Annotated in this window: 18 protein-coding genes and 2 pseudogenes; 10 read left to right on the top strand and 10 right to left on the bottom strand. The window is 72.4% G+C overall.

Going from position 1 to position 25,151, the window contains the following annotated elements; genetic code table 11:
• Positions 1–44: 44 nt before the first annotated feature.
• Complete coding sequence (locus C1703_RS03345) at positions 45–1,292, bottom strand: ABC transporter substrate-binding protein (RefSeq protein ID WP_114250461.1); 1,248 nt, start codon at positions 1,290–1,292, stop codon at positions 45–47.
• Positions 1,293–1,434: 142 nt separating this feature from the next.
• On the bottom strand, positions 1,435–2,919 hold the full coding sequence (locus C1703_RS03340; RefSeq protein WP_114250460.1) for an MFS transporter: 1,485 nt from the start codon (positions 2,917–2,919) through the stop codon (positions 1,435–1,437).
• A gap of 87 nt (positions 2,920–3,006) precedes the next feature.
• Between C1703_RS03340 and C1703_RS03335 the strand changes: the two genes are divergently transcribed.
• On the top strand, positions 3,007–3,402 hold the full coding sequence (locus C1703_RS03335; protein ID WP_114250459.1) for a MarR family transcriptional regulator: 396 nt from the start codon (positions 3,007–3,009) through the stop codon (positions 3,400–3,402).
• Positions 3,403–3,408: 6 nt separating this feature from the next.
• Here the strand turns inward: C1703_RS03335 and C1703_RS03330 are convergent, their stop codons facing one another.
• The 3 genes and pseudogenes from C1703_RS03330 to C1703_RS03320 all read right to left on the bottom strand — a co-directional run bounded on the left by C1703_RS03330 (position 3,409) and on the right by C1703_RS03320 (position 6,527).
• On the bottom strand, positions 3,409–4,137 hold the full coding sequence (locus tag C1703_RS03330; protein WP_114250458.1) for a maleylpyruvate isomerase family mycothiol-dependent enzyme: 729 nt from the start codon (positions 4,135–4,137) through the stop codon (positions 3,409–3,411).
• A gap of 54 nt (positions 4,138–4,191) precedes the next feature.
• Entirely contained in the window at positions 4,192–5,070 is an 879-nt protein-coding gene (locus C1703_RS03325; protein ID WP_114250457.1) for an SDR family oxidoreductase, read from the bottom strand.
• 220 nt (positions 5,071–5,290) lie between these two features.
• Positions 5,291–6,527, bottom strand: a pseudogene (locus tag C1703_RS03320) (MFS transporter).
• A 121-nt stretch (positions 6,528–6,648) separates the two neighbouring features.
• Here C1703_RS03320 and C1703_RS03315 point away from each other — a divergent pair.
• Complete coding sequence (locus tag C1703_RS03315) at positions 6,649–8,127, top strand: glutamate-cysteine ligase family protein (protein ID WP_114250456.1); 1,479 nt, start codon at positions 6,649–6,651, stop codon at positions 8,125–8,127.
• Between the two features lie 5 nt (positions 8,128–8,132).
• Here the strand turns inward: C1703_RS03315 and C1703_RS03310 are convergent, their stop codons facing one another.
• Genes C1703_RS03310 through C1703_RS03300 form a run of 3 tightly spaced genes read right to left on the bottom strand, consistent with a single transcriptional unit; the run spans position 8,133 to position 10,828 of the window.
• Positions 8,133–9,245 carry a Gfo/Idh/MocA family oxidoreductase gene (locus C1703_RS03310; RefSeq protein WP_114250455.1) on the bottom strand — a complete coding sequence of 371 codons (1,113 nt, stop codon included), beginning with the start codon at positions 9,243–9,245 and terminating at the stop codon, positions 8,133–8,135.
• Positions 9,215–9,925 (bottom strand): ThuA domain-containing protein, encoded by a 711-nt coding sequence (locus tag C1703_RS03305; RefSeq protein WP_114250454.1) that lies wholly within the window; start codon positions 9,923–9,925, stop codon positions 9,215–9,217. Before C1703_RS03305 ends, C1703_RS03310 begins: the two co-directional genes overlap by 31 nt.
• Positions 9,926–9,976: 51 nt before the next feature.
• Positions 9,977–10,828, bottom strand: a complete 852-nt coding sequence (locus tag C1703_RS03300; protein WP_114250453.1) for a class I SAM-dependent methyltransferase — start codon at positions 10,826–10,828, stop codon at positions 9,977–9,979.
• Positions 10,829–10,905: 77 nt separating this feature from the next.
• On the opposite strand from C1703_RS03300, the gene C1703_RS03295 reads away from it, so the two are divergent.
• The 5 genes and pseudogenes from C1703_RS03295 (at position 10,906) to C1703_RS03275 (ending at position 15,872) form a co-directional block, all read left to right on the top strand.
• Entirely contained in the window at positions 10,906–11,319 is a 414-nt protein-coding gene (locus C1703_RS03295) for a helix-turn-helix domain-containing protein (RefSeq protein WP_114250452.1), read from the top strand.
• Between the two features lie 305 nt (positions 11,320–11,624).
• A pseudogene (locus C1703_RS03290) lies at positions 11,625–12,320 on the top strand (IS630 family transposase); the annotation flags it as partial.
• 117 nt (positions 12,321–12,437) lie between these two features.
• Complete coding sequence (locus tag C1703_RS03285; protein ID WP_114250451.1) at positions 12,438–13,700, top strand: MFS transporter; 1,263 nt, start codon at positions 12,438–12,440, stop codon at positions 13,698–13,700.
• A 245-nt stretch (positions 13,701–13,945) separates the two neighbouring features.
• A complete protein-coding gene (locus tag C1703_RS03280) occupies positions 13,946–14,716 on the top strand; it encodes a carbonic anhydrase (RefSeq protein WP_198678073.1) in 771 nt (256 codons plus the stop codon).
• Positions 14,717–14,843: 127 nt separating this feature from the next.
• The gene (locus C1703_RS03275; RefSeq protein ID WP_114250450.1) at positions 14,844–15,872 is read left to right on the top strand and encodes a LacI family DNA-binding transcriptional regulator; all 1,029 of its coding nucleotides are present in this window, start codon (positions 14,844–14,846) and stop codon (positions 15,870–15,872) included.
• Here C1703_RS03275 and C1703_RS03270 read toward each other — a convergent pair whose 3' ends face one another.
• Positions 15,873–19,826 carry a glycosyl hydrolase gene (locus tag C1703_RS03270; protein WP_114250449.1) on the bottom strand — a complete coding sequence of 1,318 codons (3,954 nt, stop codon included), beginning with the start codon at positions 19,824–19,826 and terminating at the stop codon, positions 15,873–15,875. It abuts the gene before it with no gap.
• Between the two features lie 208 nt (positions 19,827–20,034).
• Between C1703_RS03270 and C1703_RS03265 the strand changes: the two genes are divergently transcribed.
• The 3 genes from C1703_RS03265 (at position 20,035) to C1703_RS03255 (ending at position 24,303) form a co-directional block, all read left to right on the top strand.
• Positions 20,035–21,297 (top strand): MFS transporter, encoded by a 1,263-nt coding sequence (locus C1703_RS03265; protein WP_114250448.1) that lies wholly within the window; start codon positions 20,035–20,037, stop codon positions 21,295–21,297.
• A gap of 33 nt (positions 21,298–21,330) precedes the next feature.
• Positions 21,331–22,794: an L-fucose/L-arabinose isomerase family protein gene (locus C1703_RS03260; RefSeq protein WP_114250447.1), complete on the top strand. Its 1,464-nt coding sequence runs from the start codon at positions 21,331–21,333 to the stop codon at positions 22,792–22,794.
• Positions 22,795–23,040: 246 nt separating this feature from the next.
• Positions 23,041–24,303: a cation:proton antiporter gene (locus C1703_RS03255; RefSeq protein ID WP_114250446.1), complete on the top strand. Its 1,263-nt coding sequence runs from the start codon at positions 23,041–23,043 to the stop codon at positions 24,301–24,303.
• A 46-nt stretch (positions 24,304–24,349) separates the two neighbouring features.
• Here C1703_RS03255 and C1703_RS03250 read toward each other — a convergent pair whose 3' ends face one another.
• Entirely contained in the window at positions 24,350–25,090 is a 741-nt protein-coding gene (locus tag C1703_RS03250; RefSeq protein WP_114250445.1) for a class I SAM-dependent methyltransferase, read from the bottom strand.
• Between the last annotated feature and the right edge of the window lie 61 nt (positions 25,091–25,151).

Genomic DNA, 25,151 nt, shown 5'->3' with positions numbered 1-25,151 from the left:
CCTGCCTGTTGGTTCTCCCCGGTCCCGCCCTTCGGTTCTCCCGGTCACTCCGCGGCCCTGCTGGTCTCGGTCCGCAGGGTCTCCAGCCGTCCTTCGTCGTTGTAGCCGTACACCTCGATCGACGCCTGGCCGGGCTCGCCCTGGTCGGTGAAGTCGAGGGGCCCGCTCACACCCTCGTAGTCGATGTCCCTGCCGTCGGCGAGCAGCCTCTTGCAGGCGGCGAACGAGTTGCACTTCTCGCCGTCCCGGGTGATCCCGTTCATCTCCTTCACGTACGCGCCCGGGTCGTCGGACTCCGCCTTCTCGGCGGCGAGCGCGATCGTCGTCACGCAGTCGAACACCTGCGGTGCGAACTGCAGCTCCTTGAGATCCGGCGCGAACTCCTTGAGGTCCTTCACGTACTGCTCGTTCGACGCCGAGGCCGGCGCGGTCCCCTTCATCCCGGAGAGCCGCTCCGGCCGGCCCGGCGCCACCAGCGAGGGCAGTTCCTCGCTGCGCAGTCCGTCGGCGCCGTAGACACCGATCCGGTCGGGCCCGAGTCCGGACTCGATCATGCCCTGGAGGATCTGGGTGCCCTCCTCGAAGGCGATCACCACGGCGGCGTCCGGCCGGGAGTTCTCGATCTGCTGGACGACCTGGTCGAAGTTGGTCGCCTCCGGGTCGTAGGTCTCCGCGAGCGTCACCGTCGCACCGCGGTCCTCCAGCGTCTTGCGGGTGGCCTCCATCAGGCCGCGCCCGTAGTCGTCCGCCCGTGCGACCAGGGCCACGCGGTCGTGGCCGTCGTCGCGGACGACATCCGCGAGGATGGGCCCCTGCAGCGCGTCGCTCGGGACGGTACGGAAGTAGAAGCCGTCGTCCTCGTAGTCGGTGAACGTGGGAGCGGTGTTCGACCCCGAGCACTGCACGACGCCCGCTCCGGTCACCCGGTCGATGAACGCCAGCGACATGCCGGACGCCGCGGCGCCGACGATCGCGTCCACGCCTGCCGCGAGGACCCGGTCCGCAGACTGCGCGGCGACGGCCTCCTGGCCCGCCTCGTCACTGGAGACCACGGCCGGCACGGGCTTGCCCAGGACACCACCGGCGTCATTGATCTTCTGGATCGCGAACTTCAACGACTCGATCTGGGGCGGGCCCAGGTAGGCCAGCTGTCCCGTCTCCGGCAGGACGTAGCCGAACTGGAGCTCACCATCGCCCGGCTCGGCCTGGGCCGTCCCCGTCGTACCGCAGACTGCGATCACAAGAGCGGCCGCGCTCGCGAAGACCGCGGCACGCCGTGTCGGCGCTTTCATCTCCGCCTCCGCTCGTCACAGGCGGCGGAGGTCGGCTGGCCGGCCCTCCGCCCGCCACCTGTACACGAGCGTAGAACTCATACTGAGACCGGAAAAGTATGAAACGTACACTTTTTCGATCGATTGTGCTGCCCGCCTCGTCTCACTGGTCGCGTACGGGGACGCGCTCCGTCTCCCGCGGGGTGGACTTCGCGACCACGACGGACGGCCGCTCCCGCCGGGTCCGCAGGCCGGTGAGGGTGATGAGCAGGCCGGCGAGGGCGACGAGCGTCACGACGACCAGTCCGGGCCGGTAGCTGTCGAGCACGGCCTGCGGGGAGGGGCTGCCGCCCTCGGGGGAGTTCGCGGTCACGACCGCCGTCACCACCGCGAGGAAGATCGCGCCGCCCACCTGGACCGAGGTGTTGAGCAGCCCCGAGACCATGCCCTGCTCGTGCTCGTCGACACCGTTGGTGGCCTGCACGTTGAGGGACGGGAAGGTCAGCGCGAAGCCCGAGCCGACCAGCAGCATCGTCGGCAGGATCACCGCCGCGTAGACCGGGTCGAGATCGACGCGCAGGAACAGCGCGTAGCCGGCCACCATCAGCGCGAAGCCCAGCACGATCAGCCGGGCCGTGCCGAACCGGTCGATGACGGCGCCCACCTTCGTCGCGGACAGCGCCACCAGCGCGCCCGCCGGCAGGAAGGCCAGGGCCGTGTGCAGCGCCGACCAGCCGAGCAGCTGCTGCATGTAGAGCGTGACCAGGAACTGGAAGCCGATGTAACTGCCGACGAACGTCAACGCGCCCAGTTGGGCCCGCACCTGCGGCCCCGAACGCAGCACCCCGAGCCGGATCAGCGGGCTCGGGCTGCGCCGCTCCACCGCCACGAAGGCCGCCAGCAGGACGGCCGCGGCCGCGAAGGACAGGATCGTCCGGGCCGAGCCCCAGCCCACCTCGGGCGCTTCGACGACGGTGAAGACGAGCAGCAGCATCGAGGCGGTGCCGAGCACGGCGCCGGGGATGTCGTAACCGCCCTCGGCGCGCTCGCGCTCGCTGCGCGGCAGCAGCTTCAGGCCCGCGATCAGGGCGATCAGGGCGATCGGGGCGGGCAGCAGCATGGTGAGCCGCCAGCTGGCCTCCGTCAGCAGGCCGGAGAAGACCAGGCCCATCGAGTAGCCGGTGGCGCCGCAGGTGGTGTAGATGGCGAGGGCGCGGTTGCGCAGCGGGCCCTCGGGGAACGTCGTGGTGATGATCGACAGGCCGGCGGGGGCGGTGAAGGCCGCGCTCAGGCCCTTGACGAAGCGGCTGGCGATGAGCAGCGGCCCCGAGTCGACGAGGCCGCCGAGCAGCGAGGCCAGCGCGAAGACGCCCAGGGCCACCAGGAAGACCTGGCGCCGGCCCAGCAGGTCGGCGGTGCGTCCGCCGAGGAGCAGCAGGCCGCCGTAGCCCAGGATGTAGCCGCTGACGATCCACTGCAGCGCGGAGGTCGACAGGCCGAGGTCGGCGCCGATGGACGGCAGTGCGACGCCGACCATGGAGACGTCCAGGGCGTCCAGGAACATCGCGGCGCAGAGCACCAGGAGGGTGCCCCAGAGGCGGGGAGTCCAACGCCCTTCGGACGTCGGGGTGGTGAGCGGAGAGGTCATGCCCGAGAGAGTACATGCACATGCATGAGATGTAAGCGCATTTAATTCGGATGCAACAATCCCGGTTCTCTGTTACGGTGCGTCCCCATGGCGGCGAAGCAGGCCGAGCAGGCGCTCGTGGAACAGTGGCGCGACATCCTTGCGCTGCACGCGCGAACACAGTGCGAACTCGACCGGGTTCTGCACGAACACGGCCTGTGCGCCAGCGACTTCGAGGTGCTCGACGTCCTCGCCGGATGCCCGGCGGCGAAGGGCACCCCCTCCTACCGCGTGCAGGAGATCTCCGAGCGGGTCCATCTGAGCCAGAGCGCGCTGTCGCGGCTGATCGCCCGGCTGGAGAAGGACGGCCTCGTCGAGCGCTGCATGTGCCCCGAGGACCGGCGGGGCGTGCGGGTCTCCCTCACGGCGAAGGGGCGCGCGCTGCACGGCGAGGTACTGCCCGTGCAGCGCGCGGTGCTGGCGCGGATGCTGGCGGACGACTGAGCCCGGTCAGATCCCTGAGGTCTCCCGCCACAGCTCGGCGAGCGCCCGGTCGCCCGTGACCGACGGCAGGGGAGCCCGGTTCCACAGCGCCAGGTACAACTGCTCGGCCGGGCCGGACAGTTCGCACTCGGCGTCCCCGGCCGCGCCCGGCGTGGTCACCGGCGGCTCGGACGACAGCCGTACGGTCCACGCCGCACCGGTGTCGTCGGTGCGCACGCGCAGGACGCGCGGCTCGGGGGTGCGGACCCGGCTCCTGTCGCGGGCGTGGAAGCCGCGCAGCAGTTCGTCGATGCCGTCGGTCGCGAAGTCCGGGGAGAGCGCGGTGATGCCGGCTCCGCGTGCGGACTCCGCGTCGACCCGGTGCACCGCCGTCTCGTGGGCCTGCCGCCGGGTCCAGAAGGCCAGCGGGGACGGCGCGGGCAGGAAGAACCAGCACTCCACGTCGGGCGCGGCGGCGGCCAGGGTGCCGACGAGGCGGCGGTGGCTGTCGCGGTACCAGGCCACGAGCTCCGCGCCCTCGAGGTCCGGGGCGTCGTCCAGCGGACGACGCTCGGTGTACCGCTCGGTGACGTACGACGCGGCCCAGCGGTGCACGGCGCCGGTGTGCCGCAGCAGATCGCGCACCTGCCACCCCGGGCACGTCGGCACCTTCGCGTCGGTCCCGGCCTCCTCGGCGGCCTCGGCCAGCAACCGGCCCTCTGTCTCCAGCGTGTCAAGGAACTCGGAGGTCTCCATGGCGCGAGTCTGACGTACGGAGCGCACTCCGAGCGCCGGAATTTCGCGGGCACGCTACGGCAGCGGCGTCCCGCCCGTCGCGTTGACGATCTCGGCGGTGATGTACGACGCCTCCTGCGAGGCCAGGAAGACGTACGCCGGTGCCATCTCGGCCGGCTGCGCGGGCCGTCCGATCGGCGCCTGCTTGCCGAACTTCTGCGTGTCCGGCATGGTCGCCGGGATCAGCGGCGTCCACACCGGGCCGGGCGCCACCGCGTTGACGCGGACGCCCCGGTCGATCACCATCTGCGCCAGCCCCTGGGTGAAGGTGACGATCGCGCCCTTCGTCGTCGCGTAGTCCAGCAGATGCGGACTGGGCTTGTACGCCTGCACCGACGTGGAGTTGATGATGCTGCCGCCCTCCGGGATGTGCGGCAGGGCGAACTTGCACAGCCAGAACATGCCGTACAGGTTGGTGCGCATCACCCGGTCGAACTGCTCGGTGGAGATCGACTCGATGCCGTCGGGCTGCGACATCTGGTACGCCGCGTTGTTCACCAGGACGTCGATCCGGCCGAACTCGTCCACGGCACGGCCGATCAGCGCCCGGCAGTTCTCCTCCTCCCGTACGTCGCAGGAGACGGGCACGGCACGGCGGCCGGCCTCCTCGACCAGCCGGGCGGTCTCGGCGGCGTCGTCCTTCTCGTCGTCCAGATGGGTGAAGAGCACGTCGGCTCCCTCGCGGGCGAACGCCAGGGCCACCGCACGGCCGATCCCGGAGTCCCCGCCGGTGATCACGGCCTTGCGGCCGGCCAGCCGGCCACTGCCCCGGTAGGACTCCTCACCGTGGTCCGGGGGCGGGTCCATGGGGCCCGTCCAGCCCGGGTGCGGCTGGTCCTGGGAGGGAAACTCCGGTGTCGGGTGCTGCTCGCCGGGGTGCTGCTGTTCGGTCACGGGTCTGCCTCCTTGTGCATGGCTACGGCCCGGTGATCACCACGGGCGTGGCCCCGGGTACCCAGGAACACGGCAGTGCCGACCGGCCGGCCACGACGGATCGTCCGGCCGCGGCGACCGGGCCCCTCAGCCGGGAGCCGAGGTCTCGCCGAGGCCGGTGTGTGCCCGGGGATCGGGCTGCCGGCCGAGGGGAGGCCGGTGGGTGCCCGGGATCGGGCCGTCAGCCGGGGGAGGCCGGTGTGTCCGCCGCGGACCCCTGGGGCCGCGGCTGACGGTCCGCGGCCGCCCGCCCCGCCGTCGCCCCGACGAGCGCTCCAACGGCCGCCGCCACCGCCGCGAGGACCGCCACGCTGGTCAGCGCGGCCGGCAGGGTGAACCAGTCCGCCATGAAACCGATCGCGGGCGGCCCGAGGAGCATGCCCCCGTAGCCCAGCGTGGAGGCGGTGGCGACGCCCCCGGGGCCGGCGAGCGCGCCCGCGCGTTCCACGGCGACAGGGGAAGAGGTTGGCGAGGCCCAGGCCCGTGACCGCGTACCCGAGCAGGGCCGCCCACAGCGAGGGGGCGAGCGAGCCGAGCAGCATCCCGGCCGCCGCCGTGGCGCCGCCGGCGACGACGGTCCGGGTCCGCCCGAGGCGCTCCAGGAGCGTCGTGCCGGTCAGCCGCCCCACCGTCATCGCGAGCGCGAAGCAGGAGTAGCCGGCGGCCGCGGCACCCGGCGAGGCGTCCAGGTCCTGTTCCAGGTGCAGGGCGCCCCAGTCGGCCAGCGCCCCCTCCCCGTACGCGGTGCACCCGGCGATCACGCCGAACACGATCACCAGCCACCGGGTCCGGCCGTCGAGCCGGCGAGGGGCGCCGCCCTGCTCGGTCCGCTCCCGCTCGGGCGGAGCCGGGGGCTCGTGCCGCAGCAGCGTGGGTCCCGCCGCGGCCGTCACCAGCAGGCCGACGACGGTCAGCAGCAGCAGGTGCCGGGTGGGCGAGAGGGACCCCGCGACCAGCCCGCCCAGCCCCGCGCCGATCATGCCGCCCAGGCTGAACGCGGCGTGGAAGCTCGGCATGACCGGCCGCCGCAGCGCGGCCACCAGTTCGACCGCCGCGCTGTTGAAGGCGACGTTGATCCCGCCGTACGCGGCGCCGAAGAGCAGCAGCACCAGGCCGAGCGACAGGGCCGAACGGGTGAGCGGCGGCAGGGCGACGCTGAGGGAGAGCAGGACGGCGCAGACGACGGTGACCCGGTGGTTGCCGTAGCGGCGGCACAGGCGTCCCGTGAGGGTCATGGTGATGACGGCTCCTGCGGAGACGCCCAGCAGGGCGAGGCCGAGGGCGCTGGCCGAGGCGTTCGTCCGCTCCTTGATGGCCGGGATCCGGACGACCCAGCCGGCGAAGACGAAACCGTCGAGGGCGAAGAAGACGGTGAGCGCGACACGGAGTCGGGTGAGGGGGTTGCCGTTGCCCGGCACGGCACTGTGCGTTCGGGTTTTGTTTATTCGCGGCACAAACTCAGGCTAGGTGGGTGCGGGGGTGAGGACAAGGTGCGACGCTGGGACGAGAGCAATCCGCCGACGGAACGCGGGAGGGCGCATGGGACGGGACGTGCCGGCCCTGGTGTTCACACGGGAGGACCGTCGTCGGTACCGGGAGAAGATGCACACCGACCTCGAGGTGCTCGCGCGGATGCTGCGCGAGTCGGGCTTCGAGAGCGAGCGCCCGCAGGTCGGGCTGGAGATCGAGCTCAACCTGGTGGACGACGACGGACTCCCCGCGATGCGGAACACCGACGTGCTCCGGGCGATCGCCGACCCCGCCTGGTCGAGCGAGCTCGGCCGCTTCAACCTGGAGATCAACATCCCGCCCCGGCAGCTCACGGCCGGCGGCCCCGGCTCCTGGGAACAGGCCATCCGCGACGCGCTCAACCACGCCGAGGGCCGCGCCGCGGCCGTGGGCGCCCACCTGATCATGGTCGGCATCCTGCCGACCCTGGGGGAACCGGACGTGAGCGAGGCCGCCCTCTCCGGCGACCCGCGCTACCGGCTGCTCAACGAGCAGATCTTCGCGGCGCGCGGCGAGGACCTGCGGATCACGGTCGACGGCGTGGAACGCCTGTCGACCTACGCCGACACCATCACCCCCGAGGCCGCCTGCACCAGCACCCAGTTCCACCTCCAGGTCGCCCCGAAGGAGTTCCCGCACTACTGGAACGCGGCCCAGGCCATCGCGGGCGTGCAGATCGCCCTGGCGGCCAACTCGCCCTTCCTGTTCGGCAAGGAGCTGTGGCGCGAGACTCGCATCCCCCTGTTCGAGCAGGCCACCGACACCCGCCCCGAGGAGATCAAGGCCCAGGGCGTACGGCCCCGGGTGTGGTTCGGGGAGCGCTGGATCACCAGCGTCTTCGACCTCTTCGAGGAGAACGTCCGCTACTTCCCGGCCCTGCTGCCGCTGTGCGAGGACGAGGACCCGCAGCGGACGCTCGACAGCGGCGGGGTGCCGCAGCTGGGCGAACTGACCCTGCACAACGGCACGATCTACCGCTGGAACCGGCCCATCTACGCCGTCACCGACAGCGGCCCGCACCTGCGCATCGAGAACCGCGTCCTGCCCGCCGGCCCCACGGTGGCCGACATCATCGCCAACGGCGCCTTCTACTACGGCCTCACCCGCGCCCTGGTCGACGAGGACCGGCCGGTGTGGACGCGGATGTCCTTCTCGGTCGCCGAGGAGAACCTGCACACCGCGGCCCGCGACGGCATCGACGCCCGGCTGTACTGGCCCGGCGTGGGCGAAGTACCGGTGACGGAGCTGGTGTTGCGGCGCCTGCTGCCCCTGGCCCACCGGGGCCTGGAGCTGGCCGGCATGGACGACCCCTGGCGCGAACCGCTGCTCGGCATCATCGAGCAGCGCTGCGTCACCGCCCGCAACGGCGCCGTGTGGCAGGCCGAGACGGTGCACCACCTGGAGAAGGCGGGCGTCATCGACCGGCGGGAGGCGCTGCGCCAGATGACCAGGACGTACATGGACTACATGCACATGAACGCGCCCGCGCACACCTGGCCCGTGGACTGAGGCGCTCACGCCGGAGCGGGCGTGGCCTGGCCCCTCCAGTCCTGAGCCGCCGTCAGCGGCACGGGCGCGGGCACCTGGGCCGACGTCGTCAGTTCGATCCGCCGCCCCTCGGCCGAGGAGCGCAGCAGGGCCGTCATCGCGTCCAGCACGTGGAGGGCGACCTCACCGTTCGCGCGCCGCCCCTCGGCGGCGAGGAAGTCCAGCAGCCCGACGCCGCGGGCGCCGTCCTCGTAGCCCGCCGACGCGGGAAGGGGGCGCCATCCCGTGTCGCCGAGCGCGTGCAGGCGTACCTCGCCGTCGAAGCGGTTCGGGTCGGGGACCGCGAGGGTGCCCCGCTCGCCGTGCACCTCGATGGGGGCGGCCGTGGTCGCCACCCCGTCGAAGCTCGTCGTGAGGGTCGTCAGCGCCCCGTTCACATGCTCCAGCACGCCCGAGACATGGCTGTCCACCTCGACCGGTATGCGCTCGCCCGCGCGCGGGCCGGACCCGATGACCCGCTCCGTGCGCAGTCGCCCGGCCGCTCCGACCACGGCCCGCACCGGGCCCAGCAGGTGGATCAGGGACGACAGGTAGTACGGGCCCATGTCGAGCAGCGGGCCGCCGCCGGCCGTGTAGTAGAAGTCCGGGTGCGGATGCCAGCGTTCGTGGCCCGGCGTGACCATCACGGCCGAGGCGAACAGCGGGCGTCCGATGCTTCCCGCCGCCACGGCCGCCCGCGCCGTCTGGACCCCCGTGCCCAGCACGGTGTCCGGCGCGCATCCCACCCGGACGCCCGCCCGCGCGGCGGCCGCCATGACCTCCCGCGCCTCTTCCAGGTCCACCGCCAGCGGCTTCTCCCCGTACACGTGCTTGCCGTGGCGGATCGCCCCGAGGGCGACCTCCGCGTGCGCCGCCGGGGTGGTGAGGTTCAGGACCGTGTCCACGTCCGGGCTGCGCAGCAACTCCTCGACGGGCAGCGCCTCGACGCCGGGCAGCTCGGCGGCGACCGCGGCCGACCGGGCCGCGTCGAGGTCCGCGACCGCGGTGACGCGCACGGCCGGATGACCGGCCAGCGTGTCCAGGTACGCGCGGGAGATGACCCCGAGCCCTACGACGCCGATGCGGTGCGCGTCGCCCACAGCATGCCCCTCTCGATGACGGTGCGGACGGTGGGGTGCTCCAGCACGTCGACGCTGTGCCCCGGGGTCGTCACCACGATCCGCCCGGCACCCCACCGGCGGGTCCAGACCGCCGGCGAGGTCACCGGCCGGTGCCAGGGCTGCCAGGGCCGGGTGGGATGGGTGGTGGTGGCCAGGACGTCGATGAGGTCGTCGTGCAGCACCCAGTACTGCTCGGTGTCCAGCTCGAAGTCCGCGAGGCCGGCGGTGACCGGGTGCTCGCGGCCGGCCTCGGTGAAGGTGATGGTGTGCGGCAGGAAGTTGTCCGCCGCCTCGCCCCGCCGCTCGCAGGGCTCCTTGCCGGGGTGGGTGGCGAACTGGCCGCCCACCAGGTGGAGATAGTCGGCCGAGGCACGGAAGGAGTCGGCGATGCCGCCGTGCCACCCGGTGAAGCCGGTGCCGGCCACGATCGCGGAGCTCAGTCCGGCCACCTGCTCGGACGTGATCTCCGACATCGTGACGCACTGGACCACGAGGTCGGTGCCGGCCAGCTCGGCGGTGTCGGCGTAGATGTCGGTCGATTCCTCGACCCGGACGACGTATCCGTTGTCCCGGAGGAAGGGCAGGAACAGCTCCGTGGCCTTGACCGGCTCGTGGCCTTCCCACCCGCCTCGGACAACCAGGGCTCTTTTCTGCGTCATCGTGATCTCACTATGCGCAGGCCGCCCCCGCTTCGAAAAGAGGGCCGGGCCTCACGAAAGTTTCGCGGACGAGGCCCGCGCGGAGACCATCCAGCAGGCCGCGGTGAAACGGACCTCACTGCCCTGCACGAACGGGTCGAACGCGGGGCGGACCGTCTCGACGATCCGGGCCCGCGTCTCCTCGTCGGCCTCGGGCAGGATCAAGCCGACGGGACCGAGCCGGGTGAAGTAGCGCACCAGCTCCCGCTCGGGCAGGGTGCAGACCACGTCGACCGGCCGGATGTCGATCCCGGCCCAGCCGCTCTCCGCCAGGATGCGCCGCACCCGGTCCGGGTCGGCGAACGCGAACTGCCCCGGCTCGTCCGGCCGGCGGGGCGGGAGGTCCGGCAGGTACGGCGCGGCGGCGCGTTCGGCCGTCGTCATGAACGGGTTCTCGGCGGGGCCGCGCCACGCGACGAAGAACAGCCCGCCCTCGTCCCGGACGGCGCTCCGCAGATTCCCGAAGGCCCGGACCGGATCGCTGAAGAACATGACGCCGAAGCGCGAGATGACGGCGTCGAAGGCGCCGGATTCGAACGCGTGCTCCTGCGCGTCGGCGCGCACGAAGGACGCCGGCGCCCCCTCCCGCTCGGTGAGCGCCCGGGCCGTGTCGATCATCGGGCCGGACAGGTCGACCCCGACGCAGTGACCGACCCGCCGGGCGACGGCCCGGGTGATGCCGCCCGTACCGCAGCCGACGTCGAGCACCCGGCCCGCCCGCTCGGCGGACACGGCTTCCACGAGCAGCTTCTCGAAGGGCCGGAACATCTCGTCCAGCACGTCCTGGAGATCCACCCAGGCGTGCCCGGCCGGCCCGTTCCAGCGGGCGGCCTGTGCGTCGTCGGTCCTGCGCGAGGCGTCCATGTCGGTCTCTCCTTCTGCTTGCCTTCGTCAGGTCGGGATGACAGCGTTCTACTTCAAGTCGACTTGAGGTCAAGGGAATGACAGACCTGGACATCGCGGAAGTGGCGCGGCGCGCGGGGGTGCCCGCCTCGACGCTGCGGTTCTACGAGGAGAAGGGGCTGATCGCCGCCACCGGCCGCAGGGGCCTGCGCCGCCAGTACGACCCCGGCGTGCTGGAGCGGCTGGCGCTGATCGCGCTGGGACGGACGGCCGGGTTCTCCCTCGACGAGATCGCCCGGATGTTCGCGCCGGACGGACACCCGCGGATCGACCGGCGGATGCTGTCGGCCAAGGCGGACGAACTGGACCGCAGGATCCGCGAACTGGGCGTGCTGCGCGACTCCCTGCGGCACGCCGCCGCCTGCCCCGCACCGAGCCATCTGGAATGCCCCACCTTCCGCCGCCTCCTGGACGAGGCGACCGCGCCGGGACGCCGGGTCCCCGGCCGTTAGGGCCCTTCTGATGGATCTCCGCGGCGCCGCGACGCCCGGCACGCCCGCTCGCCGCACGGGGCGAAGGGCCAGGTGGCTCCGCCACATGACCCTCCGCCCCGCACGCCGATCGCACGCACCGAACGGCCGCTCCTTCTCCCACGGAGATCCATCAGAAGGGCCCTAGTGATCTGAGTCAGAGATTCGTCGTTAGTCGGGTATGAGTCGTCCGGGTCCTAAGATTCCGCCGTTGTCGGTCACTGATGCCCAACGGGCGGTGCTGGAGGGCTGGTTACGTCGCCGTACGACGGCTCAGGCTCTGGCCCATCTGGCGGGCGTTCGCCCTGGCCCCGCACCGGTCACAGACGTTCAAGCTGTCCACCGACCCGCTGTTCATCGACAAGGTCCGCGACGTCGTCGGCCTCTATCTCGATCCGCCGGAGAAGGCCCTCGTGCTCTGCGTGGACGAGAAGTCCCAGATCCAGGCCCTGGACCGTTCCCAGCCAGTTCTGCCGATGGTGCCCGGTGTTCCCGAACGCCGCAGCCACGACTACGTCCGGGCCGGCACCACAACCCTCTTCGCCGCCCTCGAGGTGGCCAGCGGCAAGGTCATCGGCTCCCTTCACCGCCGTCACCGGGCGGCGGAGTTCAAGAAGTTCCTCACGAAGCTGGACAAGGAAGTCCCGGCCGACCTGCAGGTTCATCTGATCCTGGACAACTACGCGACCCACAAGACGCCCGACATCAAGCGGTGGCTGCTCGCCCACCCACGCTTCCACCTGCACTTCACGCCGACGAGCGCGTCCTGGCTGAACCTGGTCGAGCGGTGGTTCGCCGAGCTGACCCAGAAGAAGCTCAAGCGCGGCGTCCACCGCTCCGTCCAAGCCCTCGAACGCGACATCCGGGCCTGGCTCGCCGACTGGAACGAACACCCCAGACCCTTCATCTGGACGAAGACAGCCGACGAGATCCTCGACAAAGTCGCCGCCTACTGCCGACGAATCTCTGACTCAGATCACTAGGTGCGCTCGCCCCGGCCCCGGCCCGCCCCGGCGACCTTTGGTGCAATCCTGGTCCGGGCTTTGCCCGATTCCCGATGCCCGCTGCCTAGCCTCGGCTGCGAACTTCGGGAGGCCGCAGTGCTGAATACCGTGAAAGGGCAGGCGGCGGGTCTGACGAGAGACCAGCGCAATGCCTTCGTGGCCGCCTATCTCGGCTGGGCGATGGACGCGTTCGACTATTTCCTGGTCGTGCTCGTCTACAGCGAGATAGCCGACGACTTCCATGTCTCCCTGACCGACATGGCCTTCCTCACCACGGCGACCCTGGTCATGCGGCCCATCGGCGCCCTGCTCTTCGGGATGTGGGCGGACCGCAAGGGCCGCCGCGTACCGCTCATGGTCGACGTCGTCTTCTACTCGATCGTCGGCTTCGCCTGCGCCTTCGCGCCCAACTACACCGTGCTGCTGGTGCTGCGCCTGCTCTACGGCATCGGCATGGGCGGCGAGTGGGGCCTGGGGGCGGCCCTGGCCATGGAGAAGATCCCCACCGAGAGGCGCGGCTTCTGGTCGGGCCTGCTGCAGAGCGGCTATTCGCTGGGCTATCTGCTGGCCGCCGTGGCGTTCTTCGTCATCGAGCCCGTCTTCGGCTGGCGCGGCCTGTTCGCCTTCAGCCTGCTGCCCGCCCTGGTCGCCCTGTGGGTGCGCAGCCGGGTGGAGGAGAGCGAGGTGTGGGAGAAGAGCGTCCGGCTCAACCGCACGCCCGCGCACCAGGTGTTCAGGAACCCGGCCGTGCTGCGGCGCTTCGTCTACCTGGTCGCGCTGATGACCGCCTTCAACTGGATGTCGCACGGCACCCAGGACATCTACCCGACCTTCGTGAAGAAGGGCCTGGACCTGTCGGCGAACACCTCCATCGCGATCGCCGTGGTCTACAACATCGGCGCCATCATCGGCGGTGTGCTGCTGGGCGCGTACTCGGAGCGGCTGGGGCGCCGCCGGACCATCATGATCGCGGCGGCCGGGGGACTGGTCGTGGTGCCGTTCTTCGTCCTGTCCACCACGGTCGGCTGGCTGATGCTGTCGTCCTTCCTGATGCAGGTGTGCGTGCAGGGCGCCTGGGGCGTCATCCCGGCGCATCTGACCGAGATGAGCCCGGACGCCGTCCGGGGCTTCTACCCGGGCGTCACCTACCAGCTCGGCAACCTGATCGCCGCGCTCAACCTGCCGATCCAGGAGGCCCTCGCCGAGCGGCACGGCTACCCGTCGGCGATGGCGTGGACCATCGTGCCCACCCTGGCCGTGGTGATCCTGCTGAGCGCGCTGGGCAAGGAGGCCAAGGGGGTCCGGTTCGGCAGCGGCGAGGCCGGGACGCCGAGCGGGACGGCCACGGTGCGGTCCTGACGGCCGGTTCCGCCACCGCCGCACCGCCGAACACGCCCCCCGGACGGCGACCGGCCGAAGAAGCGGAAGCGGTTCCCACGGTCCCGCCTGATCACCGAACGTCCGGCCCCGGCTACCTCGCGCGTTTTGGACGAGCCCTTCTCCTGCCCTGCACCAGCGCTGTACGGGCGTTTACCGGCCTCCCACGACAGTGGCATCACCCCCTCCCACCAGGGGAAGCGGGGAGACCGAAAGGGGACGGCCACATGGGGACCGCCGCAACACCGCAGCGCAGGGCCATACTCACCGGTGGGCTGGCCGCCGGGGCGGCTCTGCTGACCGGCTGCTCGTCGACGTCGGACAGCACGCCCACGGGGAAGGCCGCGGCCGCGCCGAGCACCCCCGCACCCTCTCCCGCGGCGGCCGCCCGCCCGGACTCGCCCTGGGCGGCGTTCGCCCGGTTGATGGACGGCAACAAGCGCTGGGTGGACGGAAAACTCCAGCACCCCGACCGGGACCCGAAGCGGCGCGAGTTCGTCGCCGAGGCGCAGGACCCGTACGGCGTGATCCTGTCCTGCATCGACTCCCGCGTCCCGCCGGAGCTGCTCTTCGACACGGGCCTGGGCGACCTGTTCGTGATGCGCACCGGCGGGCAGGTCGTGGGCCCGGTGGTCGTCGGCTCCGTGGAGTACGGTCCGATGACGTCCGGCACCCCGCTGATCGTGGTCCTCGGGCACCAGCGCTGCGGGGCCGTCAAGGCGGCCTACGAGGCGATGCGCGACGGCAGGACGCTGCCCGGCAACCTCCAGTCGATCTCCGACGCCCTGCGGCCCGCCTATCGGGAGACCGTCAAGAAGAAGCACGCCGACCCGGTCGACGCGATGGTCCGGATCCACATCAAGCAGACCGCCGCCGACCTGCGGACCAACAAGGACCTCGGCCCGCTCGTGAAGAAGGGCGACCTGGCGGTCGTCAGCGCCTACTACTCGCTCGACACCGGCCGGGTGGAAGTCCTCACCGGCGCGCCCTCGGCCTGACCGGCCACGGGGATCGGGCGACCACGGGGACCGGGCGGGAAAAACGTTCCACGCCCGGCCACGTTATACTTGCGGCGCCCATGAAGGCCACGGTCGTGCCTGGTCGCACGGCTGCAACAGCGAGGGGGTGGACGCCGTTCCGGCACGCCCCGCCCGCATCCAGGACGTCGCGGCCGCCGCAGGCGTCTCGGTGTCCACGGTGTCGAACGTGCTCAACCGGCCCGAGCGCGTCAACGCCCGGACCGCCGAACGCGTCCGCGTCGCGGTCGCCGCGCTCGACTACGTCCCCCACCCCGGAGCCGCCGGCCTGCGCACCGGGCGCGCTTCCGCGATCGGGCTGGTGCTGCCCGACGTCACCAACTCCTTCTACGCGCGCATCGCCCGGGGCGCGGCGGACGCCGCGTACGACCACGGCTACTCCCTCGTCCTCTGCCACAGCGGGGACGCCCCGGAGCGGGAACAGGGCTACTTCAGCATGCTCGTCGAGCAGCGGGCCGTCGGCGTGGTCGTCGTGCCGCTCAGCGCCGACCCGGGCCGGCTCGCCCGGCTGCGCGAGCGGGGCATCCCGCTCGTCCTGGCCGACCGCGCGATGCCCGACCGCGACGGCTGCTCGGCCTCCGTCGACGACATCGCCGGCGGGCGCATCGCCGTACAGCACCTCCTGGACAGCGGGGCGCGGGACGTCCTCGTCGTCAACGGCGAGCGGGGCATACGGCAGTGCGCCGACCGGTACCAGGGCGCCCGGCAGGCCGTGCGCAGTCGGCGCGAGGCCCGGCTGGACCAGGTCGTCGCCGAGGAGATGACCGTCGCGTACGGCGTGGAGATCGCCCGCGGGCTGGAGGACCTGCCCGACGGGGTGTTCTGCACCAACGACTTCCTCGCGGCCGGCCTGTGCCGGGGCCTCACCGAGCGCGGCGTGCGCATCCCCGAGGACGTGCAGGTGGTCGGCTACGGCGACCTCGACATCGCGAGCTTCGGCGCGACCACCCTCACGACCGTCCGGCAGCCGGTCGAGGACCTCGGACGGGCGGCGGTGGAGATGCTGCTCGACGAGATCGAGGCCCGCGCGGACCACCTCCACGAAACCCGCGTCTTCGCCCCCGGCCTCGTCCTGCGGGACTCCACCCGAACGGGAGCCCCCGCGCCCCCGGCGTGATCACAAAGACCCGCCCGCCGCGGGAATCCGCAGCGTCACGGGCCCCAACAGCCCCGACTCCAGTTGGGATTCGAAGGCCCAGGCGGTCGGCGTGGCCTCCGCGAGGTACGGCGCCAGCGTGCCGCGGACCGTCACCTCCACCCGGACGGTACGCCCGCCGGTCCCGCGCAGCGGGAAGCGGTACGGCGCGCAGAACGCCTCCCCGGCCGGTACCCCGTCGACCGACACCTCCACACTGCCCCGCACCCGCCCCAGATCCAGCACGGGATCGGGCCCGGGCGGCACCTGGAGCATCCGTGCGTACGTCACGCCCCCGCTCCAGCTCCCCAGCCCCCGTTCCCGCCAGTCGCCCAAGGACAGCGGCGCCGGGACCGTCCGCACGCGCACCGGCCCCCGCCAGGCGGAGCCGCCCCGCAGGACCGCCGTGGGCTCGGTGACCACCTCGACGGAAGCCGGCGCCGGCAGCGGCCGGTCCAGCGTCAGCAGCCCGCCGGCCGACGGCCGTTCCGCGCCGTCCCCGACCCGTACGCGCGCCCGCAGCGCCAACGGCAGGTCGAGCGCCACCGTGCCCGCGGGGACGGTGAACCGGAAGCGCTGCGGTGACGCGTGGACGCCGTCGGTGGAGCGCGACGGCCACACCGTGCCGCCGAGCACCGGCCGGCCCGTGAGCCAGGCGGTGTCCGGCAGCGGATGCGGCCGCACCGCGGCGTGGCAGTGCCGCAGTTCGCCGCGCCTGCGGTCGTCCTCGACCGTCCGCCCCCGCCGGCCGCCCGACACGACCTCCCAGCCGGCGCCGCTGACCAGGGCCGTCACCTCGGGTCCTGAACGCACCACCAGGTCGACGAAGACCGCGTCCCGGGCGCCGGCGCCGTCGGCGACGACCTCCAGCGTGTGCTCGCCCGCCCCGAGCACCGGTTCGTGGCGGAAGAACATCGGCACGGCGCCCCAGTCCGCCGCGTAGTACTCCACCTCCTCCTGCCGCGCCACGACCTCCCCGTCGAGCAGCACGGTGACCGCCGAGGCGGCACCCACGACGAGCACCGCCCGCGCCTCGCCGCCCGGCACCCGCAGCCGCGCCCGATAGGTGACCCGGCCGTCCGGCCGTACGTCCTCGGGCGGGCGCATGAACCGCGGCCGGGGCCCGAGCCCGCCCGGCTCGGACAGGCAGTAGAAGCTGCCCAGGGGCGTGCCGGCGGTCGCCGAGATCGTCGAGGGCCGGTCCTGGGCGCCGGACAGCTCGTACTCGAGGACGTTGCGCGCGCGGGACACCGTGACCCGGGCCGAGGCCACGTACCCGCCGCTCTCCGGGGCGAGCAACTCGCCGTTCCACCACACCCGCTTGACGGCCTCGGCGCCGACGTGCAGCTCGGCGGGCCCCCGGTGGTCGGTCTCCACGAGGGCGCGGACCCGGGCCGCCGTCCCGCCGACCGGCACGGGGACACGGACGAACTCCTCGTTCACCAGCCCCTTGGTGCCCAGCAGCCCGCCCTGGTCCGGGATGCCGCGGCTCGCCGAGTACACCGAGACCTCCCAGCCCGCGTCCGGCGGCACGAGCGGCAGCTCCCCGGCCAGGATCCGCTCGGCGCGCGGGCCGTCCAGCGGCTCGGGGGCCTGGTCGACGGGCACCGGGGGCAGGACCAGGACCCGGTTGCCGTACGTGGTCCGGATCCGCTCCCACGCCTCGCCCTCGCTCCACCGCATGGTCCAGATCTGCGGCTCGTCCACCGGCGCTCCCTCGGGCAGCGCCAGATCGCCCCAGGTGTTGTCCATGGTGGGGACCAGCCGGCCCTGCCACCCGGTCGAGACGTCGACCACCCGCGGGGCCGCCTCACCCACGGGAGCGGGCCGCGGCGCCGGCCTGCCCTCCCGCCAGACGACCAGGACCGCGGGGGCCCCGTCCAGCGGCACCTCGACGGTCGAGCCCGTACCGTCCCCGGCGACGGTGACGCGCGCGGGACCGCGGGATCCGGTCGCCGGGTTCCAGACCTCGGCCTCGGCGACCTCCGCCCGCACGGTGACGGACACGGTGCCGGTGGGGGCGGCGGCGGAGCCGGGCCGGAGCGGATGCGCGCCGATCTCCGGGAAGGCCGCCGTCACCAGCGCCACCGCCTCGTTCCCCCGCCGCCGGACGAGCAGCGGCACGTCATCCGTCGCGTGCCCGGCCGCGTCGGCCACCGCCCGCGCACCGGCCTCCGGGTCGGGCACCCGTTCCAGCCGGGGGTGGGCCAGCAGGGCCGCCACCACGGAGTCGTCACCGGCCCGGCCCGCGGCCGTCGCGGGCGGCCGTCCCACGACGACGACCCGCCCTCCCGCGTCGAGGAGTCCGGCCAGCCGGCGTGCCGTCTCCTCCTCCAGCACGCTCGCCGACGGCAGCAGCACGGCGGTGTACGCCAGGTCCCGGATCCGCAGGGCGCCGTCCGCGGCCTCGGCGCGCCGGACGGAGTCGTCGTCGACGACGTCGAAGGAGATGCCGTGCCGGTCGAGCGAACCGGCGTGCGGGGCGAGCCAGTTGCCGGTGCCGCACAGGTCCAGGTAGTGGCGCTGCGTCTCGTCGGTGGCGGCGTGGTCCTCGCCCAGCCGGCCGTCGCCGAAGTGCTGGACGGGCGCGTCCAGCGGGATCAGCGTCTGCATGGTGGCGGTGGGGTACAGGACCGCCACGTCGGCCGCGTAGCCGCCCCAGGACATGATCGAGCAGATCCGCGCCACCGCCCGCGAGAACACCGGGTACTGCTTCCAGTAGGGCTGGCGCCAGTCGGTGGACGGCGGTGCCCACTCGAACCAGCCGCCCGCGGTGCCGAAGTAACTGGCGTGCGGGTTGTACAGGTTGGCGCCGCTGCGCAGGAACGGCAGCAGCCAGTGGTAGGTGTCCTCCAGCGTGCCGCCCCAGCCGGAGGAGTGGAACGCCTCGATCCAGACGCGCTCGTGGCCGTAGAGGTGGGCCATGGAGGAGTGCACTTTGGCGTCGCCGTGGTGGTCGCTGCCGGCGGCGCTGTACCAGCGGTGGGTGCGGAAGTAGTCGGTGTAGATCTGCGTGGACTGGGCGGGGTAGCCCGCGCGGGCGGGGTGGCTCTGGTCGCTGCCCAGCAGCAGGCCGCGCTCGCGGTGCCAGTCGGCGAGCGGCCGGAACAGGGCCTCCTCGGTCAACTCCGCGCGGACGGCGTAGTAGTCGGCGCGGATCTTCCCCTCCGCCGGGCCGGCGTCCGTGCCGAACAGGGCCGGCAGGTGGTCGAGCAGGTCGTAGCCGCGCCGGGAGCGGAACTCGGCGGCGAAGCGGTGGCTCCACGCGTTGGTGCCGGGCAGTTCGTCCTGGAAGCTGCCCGCGACGACGGTGCCGAGGTACTCGGGCACGCGGCGGTCGTACTCGTGGTGGACGGCGTCCATCAGCAGGCCGACGGCGTGCGGGTCCAGGTAGTCGAAGGCCGTGGGGACGGCGGTGACGAGCCGCACCCGGGTGCCGTCGGCGGCCTCGACGGCCCCGTCCGCGCCGAGCGCGAGCCGCCTCCCCGGCAGGGCGTACGCGGCGAGCGGCGTCTCGGCGGCCCGCAGGGCGACCCTGCCCCGGCGGACACTCGCGTCGCGGCAGCGCAGCGCCAGCCCGGCCGCCTCGGGATGACGCCGTGTCACCGTCCCCTGCACATTGGCCCCGGAGAACCCGATCTGGTCGTAGAACCACAGGCGGGTGCCGAGTTCCGCCGCGATCTCGCAGGCATCGGTGAAGCGGTCCCACCACTCCTCACCGAACCACGCGGGGTCGTCGGCCATGGCGCCGAACGTGGGGCCGGCCGGAGCCAGATTGATCACGACGAGGTTGTGGACGCCGCCGTCCGCGAACGCCCGCAGCTGCCAGGCGAGTCGCTCACGGGTGACCTTCGCACCCGACCACCACCACAGGGGAGTGGGGCCGAAGGCGCGGGGCGGATCCTCGAACAGCTGCCGGAGCGTGGGGGAGAGCACGGACACGGTCCTTCCCCTAAAACGTTTTTAGGCCACCCTCACCGTAGGCGAGCTGGAACGGTCACGCCATATCCGTGAACGGCCCGGCCGAGGACGACGTCGTTTCACGCATGCGTGCGCGACACCTTGTTGCAACGTTTTTCTCGCCCTATATTCGCTGCGACCAGGCCCCCGGAACCGCGATGTCACCAGACGACGGAGTCGCATCATGGCCGGTACCCGCCCCATCCCCACACCGCTCTGGAAAGCCGCCGCCCTGTCGGGCATGGCCTCCTATCTCGACGCCGGGCTGATCGTCGGCATCTCCGTCAACCTGGCCATCTACCGCGACAGTTACGACATGGGCGTATGGATGGCCGGGGCGATCAGCGCGATCGTCACCGGCTGCATCGCCGTCGGATCCCTCGTCGGCGGCCGGCTCGCCGACCTCTTCGGCCGCCGCCGCGTCTACAACTGGGACATCTTCTGCTTCGCGCTCGGCGCGATCGTCATCACGCTCGCGCCGGACGACATCACGCTGCTGATCGGCGTCCTCGTCGCGGGCCTCGCGGCCGGCGCCGACCTCCCGACGTCCCTGGCCGTGGTCTCGGACGCCGCGCCCTCCTGGGCCCGGGGCAGGCTCGTGGCCTTCACGCAGGTCATGTGGATGCTGGGCATCGCCGTCTCCATCTTCCTCGGCTTCGTGCTGTCCACCACCGGCATGACCGGTGCCCGGCTCATCACCGGGCAGCTGGCCGTCGCCGCGCTCGTCACCTGGGCCCTCAGGTCCCGGCTGAAGCTGTCCGACGAGCCGGACACGGGAGAGCAGGAGGCGGACCCCGCCCCCCGCGGCGTCTCGCTGAAGAACGTCTGGAACCGCGCCGCCCTGCTGCCGATGACCGCGACGTTCGTCTTCTACGTCACCTGGGGCCTCGGCGCCAACACCTTCGGCCAGTTCGGCACCTATCTGCTCGTCACCGTCAGCGACGCCTCCCAGAGCCTGGCCACCGGCATCAACCTGGCCTTCATCCCCATCGGCGTGCTGCTCACCTTCGCCTTCGTGCGCGTCGCCGACACCCCTTGGCGCGACCGGCTGTTCCACGTGGCCGCGGTGGTGCAGATCCTCGCCTTCGTCATCGCGTCCCTGACCGCGGGCGCCCTCGTCGGGATGCTCGTCTTCTTCGTGCTCTACCAGCTCTCCAACCCCTTCGCGGGCGAGGCGAACTACAAGGTGTGGTCGCAGCTGACGCTGCCCGCCGACACCCGCGGCACCACCCAGGGCCTCACCTACGCCCTGTCCCGGGGCGTCTTCGCGGTCGCCGCCTTCTTCACCCCCGCCCTCGCCGACCACAGCGCGTCCGTCCTGCTCTGGACGATCACCGCCTGCATGACCGCGGCGGCCCTCGCGGGCGTGTTCATCATCCGCGTCCTGGTCCCGCGCTCCGCCGGCGCCGCGGCGGACAGAGCGGACCTGCGCGTGCCCAGCACCTGAGCCGCCGGACCACCCCGACAAGGAGCACCGACCATGGCAACGACAGCGGACCGCACGGCCGTACGGGCCGCCGCCCTGCGCGACCTGCTCCCGCCGGTCACCCGGCGCCGCACCCGGATCGGACTGGTCGCGGGCGGACTCGGCACGTACTGGCCGCAGTTCCCCGGCCTCCTGCCACAGCTCAAGGAATCGGCCGCCTATGTCGCCGAGCGCTTCCGGGGGATGGACGCCGAGGTCACCGACGCCGGGTTCGTCTCCGACGCCCAGGAAGGGGCCCGCGCCGCCGAGGAGTTGCGCCGCGCCGACTGCGACCTGATCGTGCTGTTCCTGACGACGTACCTCACCTCGTCGATGGTCCTGCCGATCGCCCAGCGCTCGCACACGCCCGTCCTGGTCATCGACCTTCAGCCGACCGAGCGGATGGACCACGCCTCCTTCGACACCGGGGCGTGGCTGGCCTACTGCGGGCAGTGCCCCGTCCCCGAGGTCGGCAATGTCTTCCGGCGCGCCGGCATTCCCTTCCGGTCGGTGTCGGGCTGGCTGCGGCAGGAGTCCGCCTGGCGGCGCATCGAGCAGTGGATCCGGGCCGCGCACATCCGCGCCGCCCTCCGGCACGCCCGGCACGGCCTCATGGGACACGTCTACCCCGGCATGCTCGACGTGCAGACCGATCCCACACTGCTGGCCACGACGTTCGGCTCGCACGTCGAGGTGCTGGAGTTCGACGACCTGCGGCACCGAGTGGAGCGCGTGACCGAGGCGGAGACCCGCGAGCGGATGGCGCTCGCCCGGCAGGTCTTCACCCTCGACGACAGCGTGGTGGAGGAGGACTTCGCCTGGGGCGCGACCGTGTCGGTCGCCCTGGACCGGCTGGTGGAGGACTTCGCGCTGGACAGCCTCGCCTACTACCACCGCGGCCTCGACGGCGAACTCCACGAGCGTCTCGGCGCCGGCATGATCCTCGGCGCCTCCCTGCTCACCGCCCGGGGCGTGCCCGCGGCCGGCGAATACGAACTGCGTACCTCCGTCGCGCAGTTGGCCTCCCAGAGCGTCGGCGCGGGAGGCTCCTTCACCGAGATCCAGGCCCTGAACTTCGAGGACGGCGTCGTGGAGATGGGCCACGACGGACCCGCCCACCTCGCGGTCAGCGCCCGCGACCCGCTGCTGCGCGGCCTCGGCGTCTACCACGGCAAACGCGGCTGGGGCGTGAGCGTCGAGTTCGACGTCCAGCACGGGCCCGTCACCCTGCTCGGCCTCGGCCAGGACGCCGACGGCAGTCTGTCGTTCGTCACCTCCGAGGGCACTGTCGTCCCCGGACCGCTGCTGGAGATCGGCAACACCACCAGCCGGGTCGACTTCGGTCGCGATCCCGGTGAATGGGTCGACGCGTGGAGCGCCACGGGCGTCGGCCACCACTGGTCCCTCGCGGTCGGCCACCACGCGGCCGACTTCCGGGCGGCGGCGAGCCTGCTGGGCATCGACCACCGGCAGGTGTGACAAGGCCGCCGCCTGCCGAGGACGGGTCTCGTCCGCACCCGGAAATGGGTGCGAGCACCGATGGTGAGGCGGCCGGACCGCGTGTGAGAGTGGCCACGGCCGGAGCTTCGCGTGTCGTGATGACCGCGACTTCGGGCAGACGCCGACAAGGAACACGATGTCCGGTACATCACCAGAAGGAGGAGCCCATCCACCCTCGCACGCAGAAACGATCCACCTTCCATGCGGAGGGGAAGGCGGTGACCCGTGGGACACGCTGACAGCCTCCTCGCCATGGGCGGCGCCTTCCTGGCCGCCGCGTTCCTCGCCCGCCTCGGCGGCAGGATCGGACTCCCGACGATCCCGCTGTTCATGCTCGCGGGCATCCTGCTCGGCCCGCACACCCCGGGCCTGGTCATCGTCCAGGACGCCCACGACTTCGAGATGCTCTCCGCGCTCGGGCTGGTGCTGCTGCTGTTCTACCTGGGCCTGGAGTTCCACCTCGACGACCTCAAGAGCGGCGGCCGGCGCCTGCTGACCGCGGGCGGGATCTATCTGCTGCTCAACGTCGGCGCCGGGCTGGGATTCGGCTTCGCCCTGGGCTGGGGCGTCCGGGAGGCGCTGGTGCTCGCCGGTGTCCTGGGCATCTCCTCGTCCGCCATCGTCACCAAGATCCTCATCGACCTCGGCCGCATCGGCCGCCCCGAGACGCGCCTCATCCTGGGCGTCATCGTCGTCGAGGACATCTTCCTGGCGCTGTACCTCGCCGCGCTCCAGCCGGTCATCAGCGGCGCCCAGGGCGTCGCGGACATGGCCCTGCAGGCCGCCAAGGCCTTCGGCTTCCTCCTGCTGCTGGCCACCGCCGCCCGCTACGGCACCAAGGTGGTCGGGCGTCTCATCGCCACCCGCGACAACGAACTGCTCGTCATCAGCTTCCTCGGCGCGGCCGTCCTCGTCGCCGGCGTCGCCGAGGTCCTCGGAGTCGCCGACGCCATCGGCGCGTTCATGGTCGGCCTGATCCTCGCCGGCACTCCCTCCGGGCCCCGCATCCGGGACCTGGTGCATCCGCTGCGCGACGCCTTCGCGGCGATCTTCTTCTTCGCCTTCGGGCTCTCCATCGACCCCGGTGACATCGTCTCCGTCGTCGGACCGGTCGCGGCGGCGGCCGCGCTGACCCTCGTGATGAACGTCATCGCGGGCCTCCTCGTCGCCCGCGTGTACCGCTACGGCACCGAGCCCGCCGCCGAGATCGCCACCACGCTCGTCGCCCGCGGGGAGTTCGCGCTGATCCTGGCCGCCATGGCCGCCACCGCCGGACTCGACGACCGCCTCGCCCCGTTCATCGCCGGGTACGTCCTCGTCCTCGCGGTCCTCGGCCCCATCGCCGCCGGCCGCGCCCACCTGCTCGCCCGCGCGCTCCGGGCCGGGAAGACCCTCCTGCCGGGCCGCACGGCCCCGACGCACGCCGTCGAGCCCCCGCCGGACACCACGACACCCGCCCCGCGTCCCGCCGAACCGGCCGAACGCTAGGGGGCGTCCGGCGCGGGGACGCCCGCACGTCCCGGCGCGGCGGAACTCACGGTTTGTGGGTCACCCAGAGCAGTTCCGCCGGCCAGCGGTGTGCCCAGTCGGGTGGGTCGGTTTCGTTGTAGCCGTTGGGTGTTCCGGGTTCGGGCCGCGGCTCGATGAGGTCGTCGATGACGAGACCCGCGCCGCGCAGGACCCTGACCCAGTCGCCGTACGTGAGCTGATAGCTGGTCGCGCCGTCGTCTTCGGCGATGGTGTTCAGCCCGAAGTAGTCCTGCTGCAGCGTCGTGGTCACACGGCCGGCGGCTTCGTCGTAGCACGCCTCGAACCATGGGCTGGCGACGTTGAACACCAGGCGCCCGCCTCGGCGCAGGACGCGCGCGGCCTGCGGGACGGCCAGGTGCGGGGGCGCCCAGCTGAGCCCGCCGAAGTCGCAGAACACCAGGTCGAAGCTGTCGGCGGCGAAGGGGAGTTGTTCGGCGGCGCCCTGCACCAGCGGGTAGCGGGCCGCTCCCATCGCGCGGGCCGCTGCGGCGAGTTGGGCTTCGGACAGATCGAGCCCGACCACACGGGCGCCCTCGGCGGCGAGCGCCCTGGACCACTGGCCGGCGCCGCAGCCGAGTTCGAGGACACGCTTGCCGGTGACGTCGCCCAAGGCGCGCAGGTGCGCGTCGGGGATGGAGTACATGCCCCACAGCCGGGGTGCGGCGCCGATTCGCGAGTCGTGCCTCTGCTGGTAGGCGCCGCTGATCTGGTTCCAGAGCCGCCGGTTGGCGGGGATGCTGTCCACGTGCCGACTCCAGCACCGCCTGCCGGGGGCGGTCAACACGATTTGGGCCGGGTGAGGTCCG

The organism is Streptomyces sp. Go-475 (assembly GCF_003330845.1).
Lineage (GTDB): Bacteria > Actinomycetota > Actinomycetes > Streptomycetales > Streptomycetaceae > Streptomyces.
The sequence above is the reverse complement of the archived record's forward strand: the minus strand, read 5'-3'. Positions and strand labels throughout refer to the sequence as shown.

Coding starts and splice junctions, on each gene's coding strand:
- C1703_RS03345 (WP_114250461.1), bottom strand. CDS start 1,292: ATGAAAGCGCCGACACGGCGTGCCGCGGTCTTCGCGAGCGCGGCCGCT.
- C1703_RS03340 (WP_114250460.1), bottom strand. CDS start 2,919: ATGACCTCTCCGCTCACCACCCCGACGTCCGAAGGGCGTTGGACTCCC.
- C1703_RS03335 (WP_114250459.1), top strand. CDS start 3,007: ATGGCGGCGAAGCAGGCCGAGCAGGCGCTCGTGGAACAGTGGCGCGAC.
- C1703_RS03330 (WP_114250458.1), bottom strand. CDS start 4,137: ATGGAGACCTCCGAGTTCCTTGACACGCTGGAGACAGAGGGCCGGTTG.
- C1703_RS03315 (WP_114250456.1), top strand. CDS start 6,649: ATGGGACGGGACGTGCCGGCCCTGGTGTTCACACGGGAGGACCGTCGT.
- C1703_RS03305 (WP_114250454.1), bottom strand. CDS start 9,925: ATGACGCAGAAAAGAGCCCTGGTTGTCCGAGGCGGGTGGGAAGGCCAC.
- C1703_RS03300 (WP_114250453.1), bottom strand. CDS start 10,828: ATGGACGCCTCGCGCAGGACCGACGACGCACAGGCCGCCCGCTGGAAC.
- C1703_RS03295 (WP_114250452.1), top strand. CDS start 10,906: ATGACAGACCTGGACATCGCGGAAGTGGCGCGGCGCGCGGGGGTGCCC.
- C1703_RS03280 (WP_198678073.1), top strand. CDS start 13,946: ATGGGGACCGCCGCAACACCGCAGCGCAGGGCCATACTCACCGGTGGG.
- C1703_RS03265 (WP_114250448.1), top strand. CDS start 20,035: ATGGCCGGTACCCGCCCCATCCCCACACCGCTCTGGAAAGCCGCCGCC.
- C1703_RS03260 (WP_114250447.1), top strand. CDS start 21,331: ATGGCAACGACAGCGGACCGCACGGCCGTACGGGCCGCCGCCCTGCGC.